Source organism: Streptomyces sp. UNOC14_S4 (assembly GCF_020740835.1).
Classification (GTDB): Bacteria; Actinomycetota; Actinomycetes; order Streptomycetales; family Streptomycetaceae; genus Streptomyces.
Map to the genome: position 1 here is coordinate 1 of NZ_JAINFC010000905.1, position 1451 is coordinate 1451.

2 protein-coding genes and 1 pseudogene are annotated in these 1451 nt (G+C 74.4%); all 3 read left to right on the plus strand.

Annotation, left to right across the window (positions count from 1 at the left end):
- A pseudogene (locus tag K6I34_RS36890) lies at positions 1 to 232 on the plus strand (galactose-1-phosphate uridylyltransferase); the annotation flags it as partial.
- Entirely contained in the window at positions 229 to 1191 is a 963-nt protein-coding gene (gene galE / locus K6I34_RS36895) for a UDP-glucose 4-epimerase GalE (protein ID WP_229332378.1), read from the plus strand. The pseudogene K6I34_RS36890 and the gene galE, both read left to right, overlap by 4 nt.
- On the plus strand, positions 1188 to 1451 hold a 264-nt coding region (locus K6I34_RS36900; RefSeq protein ID WP_229332379.1), incomplete at its 3' end, for a galactokinase family protein. The genes galE and K6I34_RS36900, both read left to right, overlap by 4 nt.

Genomic DNA, 1451 nt, shown 5'->3' on the forward strand with positions numbered 1-1451 from the left:
GGGGGAGGGTGTGGAGGACGGGCTTACGCCGTACGTCTCCGCCTGGCATCAGGCGCCCGTCCGGCACCCCCTCAGGAGTGAATTCGCCCTCCACCTCGAGCTCTTCACCGTGCGCCGGGCTCCCGGCAAGCTCAAGTTCCTCGCCGGTTCCGAATCCGGCATGAGTGTGTTCATCAACGACGTGCCGCCCGAGTCCGCGGCCGCGCGACTCCGAGAGGTGGCGACCACATGAGCACATACCTGGTCACGGGCGGTGCGGGATACGTCGGCAGCGCCGTGGCCGCGCGCCTGCTGGCCGCCGGGCACGGCGTGACCGTCCTCGACGACCTCTCCACCGGGCACCGCGCCGCCGTGCCCGGGGGCGCCCGCTTCGTCGAGGGGCGCGTCCAGGACGCGGGGCGCTGGCTGGACAGCTCGTACGAGGCGGTGCTGCACTTCGCCGCGTTCTCCCGGGTGGGGGAGTCGGTCGCCGACCCCGCCCCGTACTGGGCGAACAACGTCGGCGGCACCGCCGACCTACTCGCCGCCATGCGCGACGCGGGCGTGCGCACCCTCGTCTTCTCCTCCACCGCCGCCACCTACGGCGAACCGGCCGCCGTGCCGATCACCGAGGCCGCCCCCACGGCTCCCACCAGCCCCTACGGTGCCACCAAGCTCGCCGTCGACCACATGATCGGCGGCGAGTGCGCGGCCCACGGCCTGGCCGCCGTCTCGCTGCGCTACTTCAACGTCGCGGGCGCGTACGGCGCGTACGGTGAGCGGCACGCCCCCGAGACCCACCTCGTCCCGCTCGTGCTCCAAGTGGCGCTGGGGGAGCGCGAGTCGGTCGCGGTGTACGGTGACGACTACCCCACGCCCGACGGCACGTGCGTACGCGACTACATCCACGTCGCCGACCTCGCCGAGGCCCATCTGCTCGCCCTGTCCGCCGCGCGCGACGGCGAGCACCTGATCTGCAACCTCGGCAACGGCAACGGCTTCTCCGTCCACGAGGTCATCGAGACCGCCCGCAAGGTCACCGGCCACGCGATCCCGCAGACCGCCGCCGCGCGCCGCCCCGGCGACCCGGCCGTCCTCGTCGCCTCCGCCGAGCGCGCCGCCGAGAAGCTGGGCTGGCGCCCGCGCCGTACGGACCTGGCCGAGATCATCGCGGACGCCTGGGAGTTCGCGCGGCGGACGGCGGCCGAATGAGCGACTTCGGGAGCGCCTTCGGGAGCACTTTCGAGAGGGTCTTCGGCCGTGCGCCCGCGGGGGTCTGGGCGGCGCCGGGCCGGGTGAACCTCATCGGCGAGTACACCGACATCAACGAGGGCTGGGTGCTGCCGCTCGCCCTGCCGCACACCGTGCGGGTGGCGGCCGCGCCGCGCGAGGACGGGCGGTTGCGCCTGCACCGCGGCGAGGACCCGGCGGCGGGGTGGGCGGGGGTCGCCGCGGTGCAGGCGCAACCGCCC